The organism is Myxococcus sp. AB025B, from assembly GCF_006518215.1.
Lineage (GTDB): Bacteria > Myxococcota > Myxococcia > Myxococcales > Myxococcaceae > Myxococcus > Myxococcus fulvus.
The window spans coordinates 1-4,558 of record NZ_SRLW01000488.1; the positions used below are offsets into that span (position 1 = coordinate 1).

Genomic DNA, 4,558 nt, shown 5'->3' on the forward strand with positions numbered 1-4,558 from the left:
GGTGGGGTACGTGGTGGGAGAGGTGGAGGGGGCGGCGGTGAAGGAGGGGATGAGGAGGAGGCTGCCGGAGTACCTGGTGCCGACGGTGGTGGTGGTGCTGGAGGCGCTGCCGCTGACGGCGAATGGGAAGGTGGACCGCAGGGCGCTGCCAGCGCCGGAGGCGGTGACGTCACCGGAAGACGCCTACGAGGCTCCGAGAGAGGGACTGGAAGCGAAGCTGGCGGAGGTGTTCCGCGAAGTGCTGGGAGCGAAGCGAGTCGGAAGGAAGGACGACTTCTTCGAGCTGGGAGGGCACTCGCTGCTGGCGACGCAGGTGGTGGCGCGAGTGCGTGCACTCACCGGTATCGACCTCCCGCTGCGCGCTCTCTTCGAAGCACCGACCATCGAAGCGCTCGCGAGACGTCTCGACTCCTCGCTCGGGGACAGCACGACGCCTGACGTCTTCCAACTGGTCCCTCCGCCTCGCTCAGGCCCGCCGCCGCTGTCGTTCGCGCAGCAGCGCCTGTGGTTCTTCGAACAGCTCTCTCCAGGCAGTGCCGCCTACAACGTACCGATCCACCTCCAGGTGAATGGGGCGCTGCGAATCGACGCGCTCGAGCGCGCGTTCTCCGCATTGGTGGCGCGTCACGAATCCCTGCGCACCAGCTTCGCCCTGCATGAGGGGGAGCCAGTCCAGGTCATCCACGCCCCCGACGACTTCCAGCTCGCCCTCGAGGACCTGAGCGCCTTGTCCGAAGTAGACCGCCGGAGCGCGGTGCAACGCCGTGCCGTCGAGGAGTCGCTGCGCCCGTTCGCGCTCGGACAGCCCAGGCTCCTGCGCGCCACGCTGCTCCGACTCGCTCCCGAGCAACATGTGCTGTCGCTGGTGATGCACCACATCGTCTCGGACGGCTGGTCCCTGGGCGTGCTGGTGCGAGAGCTCGGCGCGCTCTACGTGGCCTTCTCCGAGGGACAACAGGCACCGCTGCCCGTGCTCCCCGTGCAGTACGCGGACTACGCGCTCTGGCAACGCGAGTGGCTGAGCGGAGCGCGACTGGAGACGCAGCTCGACTGGTGGAGGGAGCGGCTCGCCGGAGCGCCCCCGCATCTGGAGTTGCCCATCGAGGGGCCTCGTCCCTCAGTCCAATCCCAACGAGGCGCCACCGTCCCTGTACGGCTTCCCGTCGCGCTGCGAGACGCGGTGGGCGCGCTGGCTCGTGAGACGGGAACCACCCCCTTCATGGTGCTGCTCTCGGCGTTCCAGGTGTTGCTGTCCCGCTACTCGGGGCAGGACGACATCAGCGTGGGTTCGCCCATCGCGGGCCGCCGGTATGCGGAGACCGAGGGCCTCATCGGCTTCTTCGTCAACACGCTGGTCCTGCGCGCGCGGGTGCATCCCGCGGAGACGTTCCTCCAACTGCTGGCCCAGGTCCGAGAGACCACGCTCGGGGCCTATGAGCACCAGGACCTCCCCTTCGAGAAGCTGGTGGAGGCGCTGCGTCCCGTCCGCGACCTGAGCCGCACCGCGCTGTTCCAGGTCCTGTTCGTCCTGCAGAACGCTCCGGTGGAGTCGCTCGAGCTCCCCGCGTTGTCCCTCGTGCCGTTGGAGACGGAGGGCACGGAGGCCGCGCGCTTCGAGCTGTCCCTGAACCTGAGCGAGACCTCGGAGGGAATCACGGGGACACTGCTGTTCAACTCCGACCTCTTCTCCGAGTCCACGGCGGCGCGCATGGTGGCGCACCTCCAGGTGCTGCTGGAGGCAATCACCGCGAACCCTGGTCAGCGCCTCTCCGCGCTGCCGCTGATGACGCCAGCCGAGCGACAACAGGTCCTGGACTCGTGGTCCACGACCCCTGCGGACTTCTCGAACGCGGCGCCGTTGCATGTGCTCATCGAGCAACAGGCGGCCCGGACCCCCACGGCGCCCGCCGTGCGCTACGAGGACGCGCTGCTGTCGTACGCGCAGCTCGACGCACGAGCCAATCAGCTCGCGAGGCATCTGCGGGAGCTCGGCGTCGGGCCGGATGTCCCGGTGGCGCTGTGCCTGGAGCGGAGCGTGGAGTTGGTGGTGGCGCTGCTGGGTGTCCTGAAGGCCGGAGGCGCCTACGTGCCGCTGGAGCCAGCACAGCCCGCGACGCGTCTGCGCGTGCTCGTGGAGGAGGTCGCCGCGCCCGTCGTGGTGACGGAGGCTCGTCACGCTGCTTCGTTCGAGACCTGCGCCGCGCATCGGGTGTTGATGGACCGGGACGCCGCGCTGCTAGCGGGGCATTCAGCAGCCGCGCCGGCCGTGCGGGTCGCGCCGGAGAACACCGCATACGTGTTGTTCACCTCGGGCAGCACGGGGCGTCCCAAGGGCGTGGCCGTGTCGCACGGGGCGCTGGTCAACTACGTCCAGGCAGCGATTGAGCGGCTCGGGCTGCGTGAGTGCGCGAGCTTCGCGTTGGTGTCCACCTTCGGCGCGGACCTGGGCAACACGGTGCTGTTCCCGGCGCTGTGCACGGGAGGCGTGCTGCATGTCCTCTCGTCCGAGCGCATGGGGAATCCCGTGGGCGTGGCGGAGTACTTCCAGCGTCACCCGGTGGACTGCGTGAAGATGGTGCCCGCGCACCTCTCCGCCTGGTTGACGGCGCCGGAGCCGGCGCGAGTGCTGCCTCGCAAGCGACTGGTCCTGGGTGGCGAATCCTCGACGTGGGCGCTGGTGGAGCAGGTGCGAGCCCTGGCCCCGACGCTGGAGGTGTTCAACCACTACGGCCCCACGGAGACGACCGTGGGGGTGCTCGCCGGGCCGGTGGATGCGATGGTCCGGGCGGCGACCGTGCCGCTGGGGCGGTCGTTGGCGAAGACGCGCGTGTACGTGCTGGATGCCGAGCTGCGTCCGGTGCCGACCGGAGTGCCCGGGGAGCTGTTCATCGGCGGCGAGCAGGTGGCGCGTGGGTATCTGGGGCGCCCTGACCTGACGGCGGAGCGTTTCGGTCCGGACCCGTTCAGCCCTGTGTCGGGGGCTCGGATGTACCGCACGGGGGACAGGGTGCGGTGGCTCGCGGATGGCAGGGTGGAGTTCCTGGGCCGCGCGGACTTCCAGGTGAAGGTGCGTGGCTTCCGCGTGGAGCCGGGAGAGGTGGCGGCGGTCCTTCGTGAACATCCCTCGGTGGGTGACGCGGTGGTGGTGGCTCGCGAGGACGGGGCTGGTGACAAGCGGCTGGTCGCGTATGTCATCGCGAGTGCCTCGGGAGTCGTGGACCTGGGGATGTTGCGAGGCTTCCTCCAGGAGCGCCTGCCGGCGCACATGGTGCCCTCGGGCTTCATGGTGCTGGAGGCGTTGCCGCTGACGCCGAACGGCAAGCTGGATCGCCGGGCGTTGCCCGAACCGGAGGCGGGGGCTCTGGCTTCAGGCGCGGTGCATGTGCCGCCCGCGACGCCGATGGAGGAGTCACTGGCCTCCATCTGGAAGGAGGTCCTGCGAGTCGAGCGCGTGAGTCGTCACGATGACTTCTTCGCGCTGGGTGGGCATTCGCTCATCGCGACGCAGGTGGTGGCGCGGCTGCGTGGCTCGCTGGGTGTGGAGGTGCCGCTGAGGGCGCTCTTCGAGGCGCCCACGCTGGAGGGACTTGCGCGCAAGGTGGAGCAGGTCGCGCGAGCCGTCTCGGTGCCGGCCTTGAGGCCCTCCGCGCGTCAGGGGGCACTGCCGTTGTCCTTCGCTCAGCAGCGCCTGTGGTTCCTCGACAAGCTCGAGCCTGGGAGCGTCACGTACAACGTCCCGTCGGCGCTCCGGTTGGAGGGGGCCCTCGATGTGGAGGCGCTGGAGCGAGCGTTCTCCGAGGTGATTCGTCGTCACGAGAACCTGCGCACCAGCTTCCCTGATGAGGGCGGTGTGCCCGTGCAGGTGATCTCCCCACCATCGCCGTTCCAGTTCCGTCGAGTCGAGCTGCACGAGGAGACGGAGCGAGAGGCGACGTTGCTGCGTCTCGTCGGCGAGGAGGTCGCGCGGCCGTTCAATCTGTCGAGAGGGCCGCTGCTGCGAGCCACGTTGGTGAGGCTGTCTGAAGAGGAGCACGTGTTGGTGGTGGTGCTGCACCACATCGTGTCGGACGGCTGGTCGACGGGGCTGTTGGTGAGGGAGGTGGCGGCGCTCTACGGGGCGTATGCGGAGGGGAAGCCGTCGCCGCTGGGCGAGCTGCCGGTGCAGTACGGGGACTATGCGGAGTGGCAGCGAGGGTGGTTGCAGGGGGAAGTGCTGGAGCAGCAGGTGGAGTACTGGCGCAAGCAGTTGGAAGGGGCGCCAAGGGCGTTGGAGCTGGTGACGGACAAGCCGAGGCCGGCGGCGCAGAGCTTCCGGGGTGGCTTCGTCCAGACGCAGTGGCCGAAGGAGCTGTGGAGGAAGGTGGAGGAGGTGAGCCGTCGTGAAGGGGTGACGCCCTTCATGGTGCTGCTGAGCGCGTACCAGGTGGTGCTGTCGAGGCACGCGGGGCAGCGGGAAGTGGTGGTGGGGTTCCCGATTGCAGGGCGTACGCACGCGGAGACGGAAGGGCTGATCGGGTACTTCGCGAACACGCTGGTGCTGAGAGGGAGGGTGGAGGAG

1 protein-coding gene is annotated in these 4,558 nt (G+C 69.2%); it reads left to right on the plus strand.

The window, feature by feature from the left end; translation table 11 throughout:
- Positions 1-4,558 (plus strand): non-ribosomal peptide synthetase (locus FL311_RS41345; RefSeq protein WP_141333114.1); only part of this gene is annotated, 4,558 nt, incomplete at both ends.